Raw genomic sequence first — 18,978 nt, forward strand, 5'->3', positions numbered from 1 at the left:
TCATTCTCTAATCGTTTATCTCTTGGGTCTTTTCAAATTGCTCATTTTTTTCAAATAAGGCAATTGATTCAACATGCTCAGTATGGGTAAACATGTCCATGACTGCCGCTTTTTTAAGTTGATAACCATATTGTGCCAGTACACCCGCATCCCTTGCCAGCGTTGATGGATTACATGAAACATAAACGATTCTTTTTGCTCCAAAATTAGGTACATATTGCATAACCTCAAACGCACCTGATCGAGGAGGATCAATTAATAATGCATCAAATCCCTGTTTTGCCCAAGAATGATGCGAAAAGTCTTTTGTTAAATCTTGTGAAAAGAACAATGCCTGAGACAATTGATTTGCTTTCGCATTTTCAGTTGCCCGTTGTACCATCTCATCACTTGCTTCAACACCAATGACCTGACCTGTCTCACCAACACAACGTGCTAAAGGTAAGGAAAAATTACCCAGTCCACAAAACAGGTCGAGCACTCTCTCCCCTTTCTGTAAATCTAGCAATTCACATGCCAAGTGAATCATCTTTGCATTTACACCGCTATTCACCTGAGTAAAGTCTAAAGGTGAAAATGCAAATTTAACCGCAAACTCATCCAGACTATAGTGCAAACGCATCGGTGCTTGAGCATCATCAACACGATGTAAACTATCTGCGCCTTTAGGTTGTAAATACAACTGCCAATCCTTTAGTAACGCAAATTGACGTAATTGGTTGACATCCGACACATTTAATTCATCCAAGTGGCGAATCAATAATGCTGTCTCGGTATCACCCATTGCTAATTCTATATGACCAATGTGGGCTTTGCCTGTTAGACTTTCGAGTAGTTTTCTCAACTCTACTAAACTTTCGGACAAATGCTGATCAAGAACATGACACTGCTGAATCGGTGTTAAATGATTACTGTGATGCTCACGAAAGCCCATCACCAAACGATTTTGTTTAGCAATATAGCGAACGCCGACTCGAGCACGACGACGATAATCTATTTTTTCAGAGCGGATTGGATCTAACCATTGCTCTGGTTGTAAACCAGCAAAATGTTGTAAATGTGACTTTAATACATTCTGTTTTAATAAAATCTGTTCATCTGGATGAATATGTTGCAAGCTACAGCCACCACACACCCCAAAATGCTGACAAATTGGATCGACTCGTCCCACAGCCGCATCACTTTCTAGCTTAACCATATCCGCTTCTTCTAAACGAGAAGTTTGATTGCTAATCTTGGCTTGTACTGTTTCACCCACGAGCGCATAACGAATAAAAACCTTCTTGCCATGCTTTTCTTTTGGATGATCAGGATGCGTTCCATAATGCGCAATCCCTCGCCCCTCATGAGAAAAAGCTTCGATTTGAAAGGTATATGTTGGATATTGAGCTGGGCGCTGTTTCGCTTTATGTTTCAAAAGATCAACCTAATTTTTTGGCGCAAACGTATTTGCGGTAAATACAGTATATTGCGATGTTTGTTGCCATACCTGTAAGAATTCTGTTTGTTGCGTTTGAGTTTGTAAATAATCGATCGTGGTTTGAAGCCAATGCTGATGATCATGTTGATTAAGCTGCCCTTTGAGCAACAACCAACGTAAATAGATCAACCATGTATTTAAAACATCACCTTCACAATAACTGGTCAGTTTTAACCATTGTTCAGTACTCACATACTCTGGCACATGATAACCAGTCTCACCACGTTTTCCAGGGAATCCTAAAAGACAAGCAACATCATCAAGTTTTTGGAAATTGCGTCCATTAAACATCGCCATTACATCCATCAGGTCAACATGACGGTGGTGGTAACGGTTCTGGTAGTTGTTAAAGCGCTTTTGGTTATCAATTTCACCCTGATCAAACAGGCTGGGCGCAGAAAGCCCATGATACATGGCTCGGAATAAAATCACAGGCAGATCAAATTGCGAGCCATTCCAACTGATTAGTGTCGGTTGCTTCTTGTCAAAAATAGATAAAAATTTAGTCAACATTTCAGCTTCTGTATTTTGCTCCTGACTAAATGAAAAAAGTCGAATCCCTTTTTCATCAATCCACAAACCAGAAATACACACAATTTCATGCAAAGGTAGGCGTTGAAAATCCATACCAGATTCTTGACGGCGAATCTTCGTTAATGCTTGTTCAACATCGGCTTCAGGTAAATCAAGATGATAAAGATGAGCACCCGCCTTTAAATCGGTGAGTGTCTCAATATCAAAAACTAAAATTGGAAAACGTAAATTCATCTTGAAATCTCTTCAAATCCCTCCCAACCCACCTTTTATAAAGGGAGGTGTTCTCCCTCTTTTTAACAGAGAGGGATTAGGGGAAGATTTTAATCTTGAACTGAAAACAGCCCTGTTGACAAATAACGATCACCTCGGTCACAGATAATGCAGACAATCACAGCATCTGGGTGTTCTTCAGCGATCTTAATCGATGCCCAAACTGCACCACCAGAAGAAGTACCTGCACTAATACCTTCAGTACGTGCTAACTTACGCATGGTTTTTTCTGCTTCAATCTGTGGAATATCAATAATTCGATCCACACGACGACGATCAAAAATAGTTGGAAGATATTCTTCAGGCCAACGGCGAATTCCCGCAATGCTCGCTCCATCTTCAGGTTGTAAACCCACAATCTGAATGTCTGGATTTTGTTCTTTTAGATATTTTGACACCCCCATGATGGTGCCTGTAGTACCCATCGAGCTGACAAAATGAGTGATTTTTCCACCCGTCTGCTTCCAGATTTCAGGGCCTGTGGTGAGGTAATGCGCCTCAACATTATCTGGGTTGCCAAACTGGTTCAGCACAAACCCCTTGCCATCAGCCTGCATTTGTAAAGCTAAATCGCGTGCGCCTTCCATACCTTGCTGTTTAGTCACTTCGATTAACTCAGCACCATAAGCCAACATTGCATCTTTACGTTCTTGGCTCATGTTATTTGGCATGATCAGCTTCATTTTATAACCACGCATGGCTGCAACCATGGCTAAAGCAATGCCAGTGTTACCGCTAGTGGCTTCAATTAAAGTATCACCAGGTTGAATTTGTCCACGTTTCTCTGCTTGAACAATCATGTTATAAGCAGGGCGATCTTTGACTGAGCCAGCAGGATTATTACCTTCTAATTTCGCTAATACGGTAGCTTGAGTATGACTTGCTAAACGTTGCAAACGCACTAAAGGGCTTTTACCGACATAATAATCTAGTAAAAATTCATCTGCTAAAAAATCAGTTTGCGTATTCGTCATGATCGACACCGATATTAAGGTGGCGACTATTGTATGAAAAAATAAGAAATACTGCACCTTTTCACTATGCTTTTTATTGGCTAGCCCGTACCTCTGTTTGCCACAAAGCATGCTAAAATGTTGCACAGAATGATAAATCTGACCGCACTATGTCAAATTTCAATAAAATCCTGTCAAAACGCTTACGGCTCAATCATGCTTATGGACAATTGATTGCACTTATTTTAGTGCCGATCGCCGTACTGACATGTGTTGGAATTTTATGGGTTTTATCTGAAACCACCAGTGCAGCCAAACAACAACAGCATTCCGATGCTTCAGCGATCTTAGCTCGTTATCATCAAACCGCAGAAAAATTACTGCAACTGGTACAACAACACCCCGATCAATATGATCGCGCTCAAAACATTATGCAAAAAATGTTTGATGAGAAAAACTTACAACGCGCTGTCATTATTGATAATCAAGGGCAAACCTATCTCAGTATTGGTTATCAAAATAATCGTTTTTGGCCAACTTTTCCAAATAACAGTAATTTTTTTGGTCCAATCGCACATAAACACAACAGCATCTATGGTGCAAAATTGGCTGGTGGTCATAACGAATCAATTTGGCTCATGATTGAATTAGACAATCAGCCACTTGAGTTAGCTCGTTATAAAATTCTATTAGCCTTGGTTGTGACTGGACTAATTACCCTATTACTTTTATTACTTTGCTTAAACGTATTTTCAAGACGTTGGTTAGCTCCACTGTATGAAATACGAATGCAAATGCAACGCTTAAATGCAGATACATTAGATCAACATATTGTAGTAAACAGTACTGGTGAGTTACGCCTGCTCCAGCGTGATATTGCCAATGTAGTCAAACGTTTACATTTTAGTTTCTTGGAGTTGAAAGAGCATACTGAACAAACCGAAGAGGATTTACGTCGTACCTTAGACACACTCGAAGTTCAGAACATTACCTATCGTCAAGCACGTGACCAAGCGATTTCATCGAATCAATCTAAATCAGTCTTTTTAGCCAATATCAGCCATGAGCTAAGAACACCTCTCAACAGTATTGATGGCTTTATTCATTTATTGCTTCGTCAGCAGAACCTCAGTAATGAACAAAACCTATACCTACAGACTATTCGTAAATCATCTGCTCACCTATTGGCACTGATTAATGATGTACTTGATTTCTCTAAAATTGACGCAGGTAAATTAGAACTCGAAACTGCACCATTTGATTTGGAAGAAGCTATTTTTGATGTGATGGATATGCTTTCTCCGCTTGCAGCGCAAAAACATATCAATATGGCATTTTACTACGCTGAGAATATTCCACAGCATGTGATTGGCGATGCCTTACGTTTTAAACAAATTCTGACCAACCTCATTTCCAATGCCATTAAGTTCACTCCAGATGGTGAAATCATTGTTCGTGTACGTATGGAAGATGATGATATTGGACAATGCCTATTACATTTCAGCGTTCAAGATAGTGGTATTGGTCTCAGTGGTACCGACCGTAAAAAATTATTTGAATCATTTTCTCAAGGTGATGCTTCCGTTACTCGTCAATTTGGAGGTACAGGATTAGGCTTAGCGATTTCCAAACAACTTGTTCATTTGATGCATGGTCAAATTGGCTTTGAAGACAACCAAGAACGTGCACCGACAGAAAAAGGTTCAACTTTTTGGTTTACGGCTTCATTTAAAGTAGATGAACAAGATGAATTTGTTGAGCATCCACATTTCGATCATTTAAAAGTAGTCTCTTACCTTGCCCATCCTGCCACAGCGAGTGTGCTTCGTTCATATTTAGAAAACTACCGTGTCTCACATATCGAAACACAATCAATTTTGGATTTATTTAGTCGTCTGAATCATTTAAATCAGCAAGAAAATACATGGCTCATCGTTGACCATAGTGGTGATACAGAAGCACTACTCAAAGAAATTCGTCAGCGTTACCAAGGAAATTTAGCCGTTTACGGTTACCAAATGAGCCTTGAGCCAAACATGCTGAATGAATATCGTGCGCGGCCGCTCTACCAACCGTTGAGTCGTCGTGAACTGGTTCAGTTATTGGGAAATCAACCTATCTTTGAGCCAGAACCAGAAAACTTTAATGGTCAAGGATTACATATACTTGCTGTGGACGATCATTTACCTAACTTGATTGTATTGGAAGCATTACTTGGTGAATTGAACGTGACCACTACAAAAGCGCTCAGTGGGCAGAAAGCGATTGATATCATTCAAGCACGTATACAACAAAAATTACCGCCATTTGACTTAGTCTTTATGGACATCCAAATGCCAGTGATGTCTGGAATTGATACAACACGAGCAATTCGTTCCTTAGAGTCAACTTTAGATACAGGCATGCAACTTCCGATTATTGCACTCACGGCACATGCTCTAGCAGACGAAAAGCAAAAATTACTCAAAGTGGGTATGAATGATTACGTAACCAAACCGATTCAAATGGAACAAATCATTCAAATCTTAACGCACTGGACGAAAAACAATTTCTCTTCCCAACCAGCAAATACGGAACAAAAACGTTCGATTGAAACGATTGATCCTCAAATTTTGAATTGGCAACAAAGTGTTCAATTAGCAGCGAACAAAGAAGATCTAGCACAAGATCTATTGAATATGTTGGTAGACAGTTTCGATACTGAACTTGCTGAAATGCAACAATTGATTGAAATGGAAGACTTCCCTCAACTGGAACATGTCTTACACCGTCTATATGGTGCTACTCGATACGTGGGAACACCGAATTTACAACAGGTTTCGGGCGAGTTTGAACAATTCGTTTCAACCCTACGTAAAGAACGACGTAAAGCAGATGACGGCTTTATTCGGGAAACAAATTATCGCTTTAATGAATTAAATACAGCCATTGAACAGGTGCGACAAGCCGCAAATCTCATCTTACACGCTCATGACATTTAATGTGACTGCGGTGTCATGTTTCAGGTTAAAGACTCATGCTATGCTGCCCCAATCAAACACAATAAGAGTATGGTAAATGGCACTTTTACGCGTTGAAAAGAACAATGGGATTGCAACTGTTTCCTTAAATCGACCAGATAAACGCAATGCAATGAGTTTTGCATTATTAAAAGAATTGGTTGCAACAGCTAAAAAAATTGAGAAAGATCGTTCAATTCGTTGTGTCATCCTCACGGGTGAAGCACAGGTATTTAGTGCTGGTATCGACTTATCAGATCTAAATAATCCAAAGAATACAGCATTTGCAGCATGGGAACTGATCAAACCAGGACAAAGCTTATTTCAAAAAGCTTTTTTAATTTGGCAAAATTTGCCTATTCCAGTTATTGCAGCGATCGAAGGTTTTTGCTTTGGTGCAGGAATGCAGCTTGCACTCGCAGCGGATATTCGTATTGCGACTCCCACTACTAAAATGTCGATTATGGAAAGCCGTTGGGGCCTAGTACCTGACATGGGTTTAACACGCTCATTAAAAGGGCTGATCGGCGTTGATCTAGCCAAAGAACTAACGCTGACTGCGCGTATCTTTGACGCAGAATACGCTAAAGAAATTGGTCTAGTAACACATTTAGATCATGATCCATTAGCCAAAGCAAACGTGATCGCCCAAGAAATCTTACAGCGCTCGCCAGATGCAATTATGGCAGCGAAACGAGTATTGGATGCAATGGAACATCAACCTGAAAAGGCTTTACGTTTAGAAAAACTGTGGCAGCTTAAATTACTTTTAGGTAAAAACAGTAGCCTTGCACGTAAAAAAGATAAGAATCCAGAAATTCAATTCTTGCCGCGCCAATATAAATAAGCACGAGGATAAATTCACATGCATGCGAATCAACAAACACCTATCGCGTTCTTAGGTATTGGTTTAATGGGTACACGTATGGCCTCTCGACTTCTTCAAGCTGGTTATACTGTAGCGGTATGGAATCGAAGCCAACATGCATGTGAAGCACTTATTCAACAAGGTGCAACTCAGTTAGAATTAGACAAGATTGCGCAATACCCTATTATTCTAATATGTTTAGCGGATGATCAAGCTGTTCAAAGCGTTTTCGATCAAATCCAGCCCTATTTAAAAGCAGAGCAAGTGATTGTTGATTTTTCTAGCTTGTCGGTAACCGCGACACAACAATTGGCACAATCTGCCCAACAGCAACAAGTGACTTGGATTGACTCGCCTGTTTCAGGTGGGACTATCGGTGCAGAACAAGGTAGATTGGTCATTTTTGCTGGTGGCGATGAACACACCATCCAAGCACTCGAGCCTATTTATAAAGTCTTATCCCAACGTGTTACCCGTATGGGTGAAACAGGGACTGGACAAGCCACCAAAATTTGTAATCAGCTCATCGTTGCGGCAAACAGCACCCTGATTGCTGAGGCTGTAGCCCTCGCAGATCATGCGGGCGTAGATACCAGCTTACTTGCCCCTGCCCTCGCGGGCGGTTTTGCAGATTCTAAACCATTTCAAATTTTAGCTCCTCGTATGGCAACCCATACTTTCGAGCCTGTGCAATGGAAAGTGCAGACCTTATCTAAAGACCTTAACAATGCATTAAAACTTGCACATAGTTTTAACCTAAATATACCTGTTGCACAAAAAGCCCTACTACAGTTACAAGCTCACCAAGAAAACGGCTTTGCTGATAATGATTTAGCGACTATTATTCAATATATAGAGCAATAATAATTGATTGAAGGAGATTGAATATGAGCCATCTTGCAGTCAATTTGTCGATGATTTTTACGGAAGTCCCTTTGATTGAGCGTTTTGCTTTAGCCCATGCACATGGCTTCCAACATATCGAAATTCAGTTCCCATATGAATTAGAAATTTTTGATATTCAAACTCAGCTTGAACAATACAATCTTTCCCTTTGCCTCATGAATGTGCCTGCTGGCGATTTAATGCAGGGCGGTAATGGCCTAGCAGGTATTCCTGGAAAAGAAATTGAATTTCATCATGCCCTTATGCTTGCAATTCGTTATGCAAAGGCATTGAATGTTCCTCGAGTCAATATTTTAGCGGGTAAACAGCCGCAAGATGCTGATCTCTTACCTTGTTTAAATGCCTTAGCAAGCAATTTGAAACTTGCTTGCCACATGCTCACTGAACAAGGTATTGAACCTGTTTTTGAAATGATTAATGGCACAGATATGCCACGCTTTCTAGTTCAGAATATCGCTCAAGCCCAAGAAATGCTGGAAGTCGTCAACCATCCTGCTTTAAAGATGCAATACGATTGTTATCATATGGCAATGATGGGCGAAGAGATTTTGGCTGGATTACAGGAAAATTTACATCAAATTGGACATATCCAATTCGCCGATTATCCAAATCGACATGAACCTGACACAGGAAATATTCCCTATAAGCAAATTTTTGACTGGTTACGTCAAAGTGACTATCAAGGTTATATTGGTGCAGAATACCGACCAAAAACTCAATCAGATCAATCTTTTGCATGGAAAGAAAAGTACTTTTCCAATGACGTGAATACATAAACTGTTACTGCTGAAATTTGAATTTTATAGAGAAAAACGGTATATTTGACGATGAGCAATTGTCAGGAAAATATACCCTCTATGAATTTAGAACCATCGCCCAGCGCTTCTAATTCTCACGACCTAAAAATCAAAACAGCAAACAAAGATGTACATGCTTGTTTAAAAGTTGTACATGAAGCCCTTACTGATGTAAAAGCCAAAGATATTCTAGAACTTGATGTAAGTTCTATTAGCAATGTTGCCGATGCAATTGTAATTGCAAGCGGAACATCTACTCGTCATGTCAAAGCACTTGCTGACAATGTTGCTGATGAAGCACGTAAAGCAGGTTTTCGCCCGATTGGTGTTGAGGGTGAACGAGATGCTGAATGGATCCTAATTGATCTAGGGTTCGTTGTTGTACACGTTATGCTACCTACCGCCCGTAAATTCTATGACTTAGAAAGTTTATGGCGTGCACCAGAATCAGTAGCTTAAAGCTCTCAAAAAAGCGACCCAAATTGGTCGCTTTTTTTATATTCATAATAACTGTTTTAAATCAATTTCAGGATATTGTTGCTTCACTGTATTCTTAATCTGCGCATAAAGCTGATCAGCTTTATTTGGTCCATAAAAATCACAATAAATGGCATAAAAAATTGTAATCAGTTCAGCATAGAGTGTTTGAGGTATTTGCTTAAGACAATTTTTTTCTGAACCATCAATAAATCGATAAGCAGCCAATAAGCGATGCTTTTTCATTTTTACCCCCAATTCATCTACGAACTCTAAATAATCATTCCGATGAACTGACTTTAAAATTGTGATAATAAAATCATAAAAAGCTTGAAATAAATCTACAGGCTGCTCTTCTTCCGCAATCACCACATCTAGATCCTCTTTAACCTCAAGATGTTGCTGCTTTTCAACAATCGATATTTCATGTAAGACCTGACGCAACATGTCTTTGCGGAGCAACTGCAACTCATGTGTTGTACAAATTTCACTTAAAAAACGGTTTAATACAAAAGAAGGCTGATGACCATATTCACTTTCCCAATAGTGTAAAACACGTTGCAACACGTTATCTGGCAAAAATTGGGATAATCCTTTTGTGACTGCCTGCTTCTTTTGTTCAATTGTCAGTTCCACCATAGCAATCACCCCTTAATGCCGATGAGTGATGTTTTCAGTCTCAAAAGTCACATCTCTTTGAAACTCAGGATAAGATAACTCCGCATGTTCAGTGTAGTCCAAACCACGTTGTTCATGTTGTTGTGAAACTCGCAAACCACCCAAGAGCTTATCGAGTAATTTAAACATAATAAAAGATGCACCAAATCCCCAAATCAATGCAGCCCCCACACCTAAGGCCTGAACAAGAATAATATCTAAATTAAATAGTGCTTTTTCAAAGAAAATACCTGCGGCTAATGTCCCCCATGCACCACAAACACCATGAACAGTCACAGCATCCACCACATCATCTAACTGCATCTTTTCTATAAATTGTGGAACAAAGGTAATTAAAAATCCAGCGATTGCCCCTGTGATAATGGCAAACGGCGGTGACATTGTGGCACATCCTGCCGTAATTGCGACTAGGCCCGCTAATGAAGCATTAATCGTATGACGCATCAAGACTGCTTTTGATTGAAGCAGTGCAAGAATCATGTAAGTTGAAGCTGCTGCACACGCAGCAAGATGTGTATTCAGTGCAATACGCCCAATACTAACACTGGCTGCAACGGTTGAAGCGGCATTAAAACCAAACCAAGCAAACCACAAAATAAAGCCCCCTAATGCAACAAGAGGTAAGTTATGTCCTGCTAAAAAATGGCTTTGCCCTTTGCGACCAAATCGACCTAAACGTGGTCCTAACACGATAATGCCTGCCAGTGCCACCCAACCACCAATTGAATGCACGACTGTTGAACCTGCAAAATCAATGAAACCCAGAGCTTTTAACCAACCATCTCCACCAAACAATCCTCCCCAAGCCCAACTTCCAAATATCGGATAAATCACGCCACTGACAAAGATGGCACTTACCACATAGGCCACAAAATGTATTCGCTCCGCCATCGCACCACTTGCAATCGTGGTTGCTGTTGCTGCAAACATCATTTGGAAAAACAATAAATTCCAATGCCAGTCATCTAATTGACTCGGCATAAAATATCCCCACCCTATCCAGCCTGTTTGATTTAAACCGAACATCAAACCAAAACCAAATAGCCAAAAAATGATGCCGCCTATACAGGTATCCATATAATTTTTCATAAGAACATTAACGGTATTCTTACTACGAACAGATCCACTTTCAATTAAAGCAAATCCTGCTTGCATAAAGAAAACTAAAATTCCACCAACAACCACCCACACGCTATCCAAGGAAAGGCGAATTTCTTGAATATTAGGTGTAGTTTCGGCAAAAGTAGCGGAAGAGAGAAACAACAGAAATGGCAAAATCAATACGACATTTTTCATATAATTCCCCTAAAAAGAACAAGAAATTAAATGCAAAGAGAATGCCAAAACAAACTTTATTTATTCAAAAAATTTATTGGTTTATATTTATCTATCATAAAAAAGCGATTTAAAATTCATATTGATGATTAAAGTTTTTTACTCAAAGTACAAAGATGGGCTATTGGTAATTTTAAAAAATTGACATGACAAATTGTCAAATTTAACGCACTATAACACCACCTTAGAACTCAGTTAATAAAAAGTATCACAGGAGTAACACATGAAGGTCTTGATTACAGGTGCAAATACAGGAATTGGCTTTGCTACAGCGGAGCAATTGGTCAAACAAGGACAACATGTCATTCTTGCCTGCCGCAATCCTCAAAAAGCACAAGCTGCACAAGAAAAATTACGTAAACTTGATCAAGCACAAGTAGACTTAGTTTCACTTGATTTAAATAGTCTTGAACAAACCCGAAAAGCGGCAGATCAAATCGCTGATCAATATGGCAATCTAGATGTTTTAATCAACAATGCTGGCCTTTTTGCCAAAACCAAGCAACTCACTGCTGATGGATTTGAACAACAATTTGGGGTGAATTATCTCGGTCACTTTCTTTTGACGCAAAAACTACTCCCAGTATTAGAAAAAGCACCTAAAGCCCGAATCGTACATCTTGCTTCGATTGCACATTGGGCGGGTTCAATCAAACCAAATAAATTTCGTGCTGAGGGTTTTTATAATCCACTGTTTTATTATGGCCAGTCTAAACTTGCAAATCTATTGTTCAGTAATGCACTAGCAGAAAGAATGGCAAACAGCACAATTACCAATAATGCTTTACATCCAGGCGGTGTTGCATCAGATATCTATAGAGAACTCCCTAAACCAATCTATGAAGTCATGAAACTAGGTTTAGTACCCACTTCTGTTCCTGCAAAGTTGATTACACAAATGGCGACTGGAGATGAGTGGGCAAAGCGTAATGGAGAATATGTCAGTGCACACATGCCAGACTGGAAATCACCACATGCTAAAAATCAGCAGCTTGCCCGTGATCTTTATGCTCAGTCTATGGATCTTGTAGAAAAATATCTTTAATTAAATCGAAAATAAAAAAGCCACCCTTGGGTGGCTTTTACAATCTTAATGAGGTCAGATTAGTGACCACCACCATTGATTGCTTTCGTCATATCTTCCACAACTTTCTTCGCATCACCGAAGATCATCATAGTTTTTTCATTGTAGAACAAGTCGTTGTCTAAGCCAGCATAACCTGTTGCCATAGAACGCTTGATCACCATGATAGTACGAGCTTTATGCGCTTCAAGGATCGGCATACCATAGATTGGTGATGTCGGATCATCTTTCGCCGCAGGGTTAACTACGTCATTCGCACCAATTACAAGTACTACGTCTGTTGCAGGGAAGTCTGAGTTAATCTCATCCATCTCTAAGATGTCTTCATATGCAACATCAGCTTCAGCAAGTAATACGTTCATGTGACCAGGCATACGACCCGCAACTGGGTGAATCGCAAAGCGAACTTTTACGCCCTGTTCTTTTAAGATTTCACATAATTCTTTAACTGCATTTTGTGCACGACCTTGCGCCATACCATAACCTGGTACAATCACAACGCTGTCAGCATTTGACATCAGGAAGCCTGCGTCATCTGCTGAACCAGAACGATAGTTACGTTGAACTTGTTCGCCTTTGTCCGCTGTAGCAACTGCTGCACCACCCATTGCACCACCAAACAATACGTTGATGATTGAACGGTTCATCGCCTTACACATGATGTAAGAAAGAATCGCACCAGAAGAACCTACAAGTGAACCCGCAACGATTAACATATTGTTTTCTAGTGTGAAACCAATACCAGCTGCAGCCCAACCAGAGAATGAGTTAAGAAGCGATACCACAACTGGCATATCACCGCCACCAACTGGCGCAATCCATACCCAGCCAAATGCAAGTGCAAGTGCTGTCATTGCCCAGAATGCAGTCATGTTATTCGTCAAGAAGAACATAATGCCTGCCGCAAGCATTGCAGCAAAGATAAGCGCTTGAACAGGTTTAACCCATGCACCAGAAATCGTTTTTGCCCATTTTTTAGCAGCTAATTTACCGTAAGCAAATACTGATGCTGTAAATGTAATCGCACCAACGAAGCAACCTACAAACAATTCAAATAAATGAACTTTGCTCATATGAGCATGCTGTACGCCAGCAGCAGTCAAAGCAGCTTCATTTTCAGCAAACAATGCTGTTAATTGGTTGTTGTGTAAAATCGCTGCAATCGCAATTAATACCGCAGCCAAACCAACTAATGAGTGCATTAAAGCCACTGTTTCAGGCATTTGTGTCATCGGAACAGTTCGCGCACGAGCGATACCAACAACAGCACCCAATACCATCGCACCAACGATCATCCAAACAACTGGATGTTCTGCAACAAAGAATGTTGTTACTACAGCAATCGCCATTGCGATCATGCCGTAACGGTTACCTTGAATGGCAGTTTTAGGACCTGACAAACCACGCAAAGTTAAGATAAAAAGGACGGCACCAATCAGGTAGAACCAATCCGCATAGTCTCGAATAAATTCCATCTATTAGCCCTCTTTTTTCTTTTGCTTCGGCTTGAACATTTCAAGCATACGAGCAGTTACAGCGAAGCCACCAAAAATGTTGATACTTGCCAAGAACACAGCAATCGCACCCAAGATGCTTACAACATTTACGCTTTGGAAAGCTACATTGGCATCAACACCAATCACAGGCATACCCACGGTTTGGATCATTGCCCCAACGATAATGATTGAAGACAATGCGTTCGTTACCGCCATAAGTGGTGTATGTAACGCAGGTGTTACTCCCCAAACTACGTAGTAACCTACGAAGATGGCAAGGACGAAAATTGTAATCGTTTCAACCATGAGAACTCTCCTTAACCGCGCTTGAGCAGTACTTGACCGCCATGAGTCACGAGTAACGCTTTTTGGATTTCATCTTCTTGATTAATCGCAAAGTTTTTGTCTTTGTCGAATAATGTTTCAAGGAAGTTAAAAACGTTACGTGCATACAATGCAGATGCTTCAGTTGCAACTGTGCCTGGAATGTTTGGAATACCCAAAATTTTCACACCATTTTCAGTAACAACAGTTTCGCCTTCTTTAGAACCTTCAACGTTACCACCCGTTTCAACTGCCATATCTAAAATGACAGAACCCGGTTTCATCTTGGCAACAGTTTCAGCCTTGATCAGACGCGGAGCATTACGACCCGGAATCAATGCAGTCGTGATTACGATGTCAGCATTTGATACAGCTTTATCTACAATCGCAGCTTGATCTTTGATGTATTGCTCACCCGGCTGCCAACCATAACCGCTTTTCGCAGCTTCAGCAGCACGTTGTTTTTCTTCGTCTGACATTGGTACGTCTAACCATTTACCACCTAAAGACTCAACTTGTTCTTTAGCCGTTGGACGTAAGTCAGTTGCTTCTACAACTGCACCTAAACGTTTTGCAGTCGCAATCGCTTGAAGACCAGCAACACCAACACCCATGATCACAACACGCGCAGGTTTTACGGTACCCGCAGCAGTCATTAACATTGGGAACATACGTTGATATTCAGCCGCAGCTAACAATACAGATTTATAACCCGCTAAGTTTGCTTGAGAAGAAAGTACATCCATATTTTGTGCACGTGAAAGCGTACGAGGAAGTAACTCTAAAGCAAAAGCAGACACTTGCTGAGTAGCAAACTGGTCTAATTCTGGATTGCGGTAAGGGTCAAACATAGCTATTACAGTTGTATTTGCCGCAAGTTTTTGAATTTCGTCACCTTTAGGGGCACGTACCTTCAAAATAATTTGGCTGCCTGTATAAGCATCGTCCGTAATAGTTGCGCCAACTTGTTCATAAGCACTGTCAATATAGGCTGCTTTAACACCAGCGCCACGTTGAATGACAATGCTATGACCTGCGTTAATCAACTTCTTAACTGTTTCTGGTGTTGCCGCTACACGACTTTCACCTGCAACAGTTTCGGTTGGGATTCCGATCTGCATGAGCGTTCCTCAAGCTAGTTTTTCTTAAGTAAACATCGCGAGTAGCAATGTTTCCCCCAGGAGTATTCTTTGTTGAATTTTGGATTCTAATGGAACTTTTTTAAAATTCCACCCAATATTTATTTAATAAATACCTATATTTTGAACTGATGATTCAGATTAATGCTTACAACTTATATAATCAGCATGTTTGCCTACTTATAAGTAAAAACACTTTATCTTTATATACTATATAGGTAAATCTGATTATTTAAACAAACTCACCAGCTCACTATCTTTTTCAGTCATCAACTACTGATAAAAAAGTAAGGTACAAATAACAAATCAAGGCTTTGTTGCATTAATGACTCATAATCAATACAAATTACTTATCTGGTTTAGATATTGAACGTATTGTGATTTATAAATCATCCGAATCTGCATCATAATCATGCAATTAATCGGTGGAATTGGCTTCTTAGAACATTTATAGCGTTTTTAGAGCGACTTCGATCCAATTTTTACAGATAAAATCATCGATTAGTAAAGACTAAGCAAATCATTCAAAATGATTCAAAGATGTGAATAGAGATCAATCAAGATAATTATCAAAAATAAATGTAAAAATTTTAAATGGCATTTTTTCAAGTGATATTTGTATGATTTTATCTAGTAAAACCTCAAAAAATGCACAAAATTAGTGCAATAAAATCATCTTTTAAAATTCTGACTCATTTTTTTGATTCATTAAAAATAAAATTTCTTGAAAATGTGCACCCATTGCCTCCTCTGCCAGACAATCTTCAGGATTTCGCAAAAGATATTGCTCCAAAGACAAACAACCACAACCGATACATTGATCCAATTGTTGGCCTAACTGCAACAACATCATGATTTGCTGATCCAATTGCCCTTGCCACTCTTGTGATATAATTTGCCAATCTTTTTCGTAGCCACTTGTTGCTTTGGTAAGATACTCAGCGTTTGTTTTATTTGTTTTAAACTGATCCCAACCTGTTGAGCTGCTTTTATAATTGCAATTCACCTAAGCATCGCACGCTGATACCTACGCTGATCCCCCTCCGTTCTAGTACTCCAAATCAAATTTTTTTCTTCATAAAAACCAATCGTTGCAACACTTACGCAGCTACCTTTTGCAAGTTTTCTGATGCTAAGCCATGTTTCTGGGGAATATTGTTTCAAAATTTCCTTGATCTCTAGTTAACTTGAACTTTGATACTAACAGATATCATATTTTATAAAGATGTACCGTAATGAATAAAATAAATACTCAAGCCTTTCAAATAATTAATCCTGAAACGCTCTATCATCCTAAAAGCAATGGATATAGTCATATTGCTGTTGTGAAACCGAATATGCGAATTATTCATCTCGCGAGGCAAGGTGGAGAAAATAAAAATGGTGAACTTTCACCTTTTTTTGACCAACAGGTACAACAAGTCTTTTATAATATTCAATAGGCTTTAGCCTCAATTCAAGCAACACTTTCAGATATTGCCGTGTTACGTGTTCTGATTGTTGATCATGACACTCAGAAACATCAGCTGGTGATTAAAACAATAGTGGATCTTTGGAAAACTTATGAATTCCCTGTTTGTACAATTATTCCAGTCACAGGCTTAGCATTACCAGAAATGCAAATTGAAATCGAAGCGACTGCGTATACTGCCTAAGAACCAGAGAAGAGAATATTATGTCAAACACCCAAAATATGAGTCAAAATAAAGCCTTACTCTGGTTTATGGCAGCAGCATGTGGTTTATGCGCAGGTGCAAACTATTATAGCCAACCCTTAATTCACTCCATTCAGCAATTTTTTGCAGTGACAGAGGGGCAAGCAGCTCTGACTGTAACTTTTGCTCAAGTTTCTTATGCGCTCGGTTTGCTCTTTATTGTTCCAATGGGCGATGTCGTTAATAAGACCAAATTTATTCCGCTCTTAATGGCATTATGTGCGGTAGGCCTATTTATTTGTGCTTTCTCTGTGAATCTACCAATGCTTTGGATTGGTACAATTCTAGTTGGACTATTTTCTGTCGCTGCTCAAGTGTTAATTCCACTCGCAACCATGACTGTTGAACCAGAAAAAACAGGTGAAGTTGTTGGCTTTCTCATGAGTGGTTTATTGGTTGGTATTTTACTTTCCACAAGTCTTGCAGGGCTGTTTTCAAATTTGTTTCATTGGAAAGTCATTTATGTCGTGAGTGGTATTTTAATGTTGATTTTGGCTTATGCACTCAAAAGTCGACTTCCATATGTTATGCGAATCAAAATGGATTACAGACAAATTTTTGTCTCTATGGCTGAATTATTAAAACAAGAAAAACGTTTGCTATTACGTGCATTGACAGGTGCTTTTGCATTTGCGGCAGTCAGTATTTTGTACTCAACGATTGCTTTATTGCTCACAGCAGCACATCATCTTCCTGACCTTGTGATTGGAATGGTTAGCCTTGTCGGTATTTTCGGCGCATTATCAACTCAATATATAGGTCGTTACGCTGACCAAGGTTATACCAAACAATTAACTTGGATCGGTTGTGGCTTGTTCATCCTCAGTTGGATTTGTTTCTATTTTGGACAAACTTTTCTATTCAGCTACATTCTTGGATTTGCCGTTATCCAATTGGCTTTAGCGCTTGTCCATACCAGTAATCAAAGTATTATTTTCCGTTTAAGACCTGATGCAAAATCTAGAATTAATGCCATCTATATGACGGCGTATTTTACAGGCGGTGCTTGTGGCTCTGCACTTGGGATTTTTTCATGGAATCATGGTGGTTGGACAATGACGTGCATCGCTGGAATAAGTCTTGTTTTTGCCTGTATACTTTTTAGTTTATTGGATAATTACTTAATTTATAAAAATGAAAATACTGCACATAATTGCTAGGCTTCAAACTAAAATCACTTATCAATCAATGCATACATCAAAAATTCACCCCAAAACAATCAGTTTAATGCTCATTATTTTGGGGTTACCATTTTATTAGCCAATATCTCAGCTAACTACTTTTGAGAATCAATGACTTTTAATGATTCATAATAAAAAAGTATTCACGGTAATATTTTAATTCAGCAATCGAATCACGAATATCGTCCATCGCCAAATGTGAGGCATTTTTCTTTAAACCACTCATAATTTCAGGTCTCCAGCGTTTCGCTAACTCTTTCACAGAAGACACATCTAAATTACGGTAATGGAAGAATTGTTCTAACTCTGGCATTAAACGATGCAAGAAACGGCGATCTTGGCAAATCGAATTACCACACATCGGTGAAGATTTTGGATTGACCCATTTCTTTAAGAACTCAAGTGTTTGCTGCTCTACATCTTGTGCATTCAACTTGCTGCGACGTACACGCTCGATTAAACCAGATTGACCATGTTGCTTAGTATTCCATTCATCCATTGCATTCAAAATGAGATCTGATTGATGAACAGCTAAAACAGGCCCTTCAGCTAAAATATTAAGGTTGTCATCTGTAATAATTGTTGCAATTTCAATAATCTTGTCGTTATCAGTATCAAGACCTGTCATTTCAAGGTCAATCCAAATTAATCGTGTATCTGGGGTGCTGCTCATAAATAGCGATTCTAAAGGGCTTAAAAACATCAATAGTAGCAAATTAATTACATCTTGGCTGTAATT

At 39.4% G+C, this 18,978-nt stretch carries 16 protein-coding genes and 2 pseudogenes; 8 read left to right on the forward strand and 10 right to left on the reverse strand.

The annotated features are described in order from the left end of the window. Positions 1-7 precede the first annotated feature (7 nt). The 3 genes from rlmD to cysM all read right to left on the reverse strand — a co-directional run bounded on the left by rlmD (position 8) and on the right by cysM (position 3,261). Positions 8-1,417, reverse strand: a complete 1,410-nt coding sequence (gene rlmD / locus ABLB98_RS11645) for a 23S rRNA (uracil(1939)-C(5))-methyltransferase RlmD (RefSeq protein WP_348883082.1) — start codon at positions 1,415-1,417, stop codon at positions 8-10. 9 nt (positions 1,418-1,426) lie between these two features. Further along, complete coding sequence (locus ABLB98_RS11650) at positions 1,427-2,248, reverse strand: 3'-5' exonuclease (protein ID WP_348883083.1); 822 nt, start codon at positions 2,246-2,248, stop codon at positions 1,427-1,429. Between the two features lie 89 nt (positions 2,249-2,337). Next, a complete protein-coding gene (gene cysM / locus ABLB98_RS11655; protein ID WP_004678341.1) occupies positions 2,338-3,261 on the reverse strand; it encodes a cysteine synthase CysM in 924 nt (307 codons plus the stop codon). A 149-nt stretch (positions 3,262-3,410) separates the two neighbouring features. Between cysM and ABLB98_RS11660 the strand changes: the two genes are divergently transcribed. The 5 genes from ABLB98_RS11660 to rsfS all read left to right on the forward strand — a co-directional run bounded on the left by ABLB98_RS11660 (position 3,411) and on the right by rsfS (position 9,269). Further along, entirely contained in the window at positions 3,411-6,221 is a 2,811-nt protein-coding gene (locus tag ABLB98_RS11660; protein WP_348883085.1) for an ATP-binding protein, read from the forward strand. Between the two features lie 76 nt (positions 6,222-6,297). Next, positions 6,298-7,086 (forward strand): crotonase/enoyl-CoA hydratase family protein, encoded by a 789-nt coding sequence (locus tag ABLB98_RS11665; RefSeq protein ID WP_087545598.1) that lies wholly within the window; start codon positions 6,298-6,300, stop codon positions 7,084-7,086. A gap of 18 nt (positions 7,087-7,104) precedes the next feature. Next, on the forward strand, positions 7,105-7,971 hold the full coding sequence (locus ABLB98_RS11670; RefSeq protein WP_348883086.1) for an NAD(P)-dependent oxidoreductase: 867 nt from the start codon (positions 7,105-7,107) through the stop codon (positions 7,969-7,971). A gap of 23 nt (positions 7,972-7,994) precedes the next feature. Further along, a complete protein-coding gene (locus tag ABLB98_RS11675) occupies positions 7,995-8,789 on the forward strand; it encodes a TIM barrel protein (protein WP_348883087.1) in 795 nt (264 codons plus the stop codon). 81 nt (positions 8,790-8,870) lie between these two features. Further along, the gene (gene rsfS, locus ABLB98_RS11680) at positions 8,871-9,269 is read left to right on the forward strand and encodes a ribosome silencing factor (protein WP_004664160.1); all 399 of its coding nucleotides are present in this window, start codon (positions 8,871-8,873) and stop codon (positions 9,267-9,269) included. Positions 9,270-9,311: 42 nt separating this feature from the next. On the opposite strand, the gene ABLB98_RS11685 is transcribed toward rsfS, so the two are convergent. Next, positions 9,312-9,926, reverse strand: coding sequence for a hypothetical protein (locus ABLB98_RS11685; RefSeq protein WP_348883088.1), 615 nt, complete (start codon positions 9,924-9,926; stop codon positions 9,312-9,314). A 12-nt stretch (positions 9,927-9,938) separates the two neighbouring features. Then, positions 9,939-11,261 carry an ammonium transporter gene (locus ABLB98_RS11690; protein ID WP_046738498.1) on the reverse strand — a complete coding sequence of 441 codons (1,323 nt, stop codon included), beginning with the start codon at positions 11,259-11,261 and terminating at the stop codon, positions 9,939-9,941. Between the two features lie 262 nt (positions 11,262-11,523). Here ABLB98_RS11690 and ABLB98_RS11695 point away from each other — a divergent pair, with 262 nt between their 5' ends. Further along, a complete protein-coding gene (locus ABLB98_RS11695; protein ID WP_348883089.1) occupies positions 11,524-12,345 on the forward strand; it encodes an SDR family NAD(P)-dependent oxidoreductase in 822 nt (273 codons plus the stop codon). Positions 12,346-12,404: 59 nt separating this feature from the next. On the opposite strand, the gene ABLB98_RS11700 is transcribed toward ABLB98_RS11695, so the two are convergent. The 4 genes and pseudogenes from ABLB98_RS11700 to soxR all read right to left on the reverse strand — a co-directional run bounded on the left by ABLB98_RS11700 (position 12,405) and on the right by soxR (position 16,507). After that, complete coding sequence (locus tag ABLB98_RS11700; protein WP_348883090.1) at positions 12,405-13,859, reverse strand: NAD(P)(+) transhydrogenase (Re/Si-specific) subunit beta; 1,455 nt, start codon at positions 13,857-13,859, stop codon at positions 12,405-12,407. A gap of 3 nt (positions 13,860-13,862) precedes the next feature. Next, entirely contained in the window at positions 13,863-14,186 is a 324-nt protein-coding gene (locus ABLB98_RS11705; RefSeq protein WP_004678363.1) for a proton-translocating transhydrogenase family protein, read from the reverse strand. 11 nt (positions 14,187-14,197) lie between these two features. After that, complete coding sequence (locus ABLB98_RS11710) at positions 14,198-15,325, reverse strand: Re/Si-specific NAD(P)(+) transhydrogenase subunit alpha (protein WP_087536582.1); 1,128 nt, start codon at positions 15,323-15,325, stop codon at positions 14,198-14,200. 697 nt (positions 15,326-16,022) lie between these two features. After that, positions 16,023-16,507 (reverse strand): annotated as a pseudogene (soxR, locus tag ABLB98_RS11715) (redox-sensitive transcriptional activator SoxR). A gap of 71 nt (positions 16,508-16,578) precedes the next feature. Between soxR and ABLB98_RS11720 the strand changes: the two are divergent. Both ABLB98_RS11720 and ABLB98_RS11725 read left to right on the forward strand, forming a co-directional pair. Continuing rightward, positions 16,579-16,998: pseudogene (locus tag ABLB98_RS11720) on the forward strand (RidA family protein). Between the two features lie 20 nt (positions 16,999-17,018). Further along, positions 17,019-18,218 (forward strand): MFS transporter, encoded by a 1,200-nt coding sequence (locus ABLB98_RS11725; RefSeq protein ID WP_348883091.1) that lies wholly within the window; start codon positions 17,019-17,021, stop codon positions 18,216-18,218. Positions 18,219-18,357: 139 nt separating this feature from the next. Here ABLB98_RS11725 and orn read toward each other — a convergent pair whose 3' ends face one another. Next, positions 18,358-18,912, reverse strand: a complete 555-nt coding sequence (gene orn / locus ABLB98_RS11730) for an oligoribonuclease (RefSeq protein ID WP_034601948.1) — start codon at positions 18,910-18,912, stop codon at positions 18,358-18,360. Positions 18,913-18,978 lie beyond the last annotated feature (66 nt).

Origin of the sequence: Acinetobacter yuyunsongii (genome assembly GCF_041021915.1) — a bacterium.
Classification (GTDB): domain Bacteria; phylum Pseudomonadota; class Gammaproteobacteria; order Pseudomonadales; family Moraxellaceae; genus Acinetobacter.